The sequence below is a fragment of the Paenibacillus sp. Y660 genome (assembly GCF_057221575.1).
In genome coordinates this window covers 1-540 of sequence record NZ_JBXBBJ010000101.1, presented here as the reverse complement: position 1 = coordinate 540, position 540 = coordinate 1, and the positions used below count along the sequence as shown (strand labels likewise).

Annotated in this window: 1 protein-coding gene; it reads right to left on the bottom strand. The window is 47.2% G+C overall.

Features of this window, described 5'->3' with window-relative positions:
• A partial coding sequence (locus AC2TDN_RS26645) for an ExeA family protein (protein ID WP_484690745.1) occupies window positions 1-540 on the bottom strand: 540 nt, incomplete at both ends.

Here is a 540-nt window from a genome sequence, read left to right as displayed (position 1 = left end):
TTGTTCTGCACCTGCATAACTCATATGCCTAGATAAATAGGCCCCTACTCCAGCCCGATCGTAATGCGTCAGTTTGCATTGCAAATCGATGCGTTGCCGAATCGCGGCATAGGATTGAAGCCGAAGTTTATCCCATAGTTCACTCTGTCCAACCAAGATCAAGGCCATAGGGCTCTGGGCATCCATCTTGAAATTCAAGAGAAAACGAACCTCCTCCAGCATTTCTCGATCAAGCAGATGTGCTTCATCCACGACGACAACAGGCTTAATTTCATGAAGCCCTCGCATGAGCTCGATCTCGCGATGAAGCTGTCTCTTGGCATCTCCCCGATAAAATTTCGATTCGCATCCGAGTTGCTCCAGCATTCCTTTGTAGAAATGACGAGGTGTTAACTTTGAATCCGATAGGTAGAGAATCTTGAACCTGGATGAATTCAGGGTAGCTGTAAATTTGCGAATAGCCGTTGTTTTACCTGTTCCGCAGTCACCAGTTACCACTGTGAAGAGTTGACGCTCTGCTGCATAGTCCAGTCGGCTGAT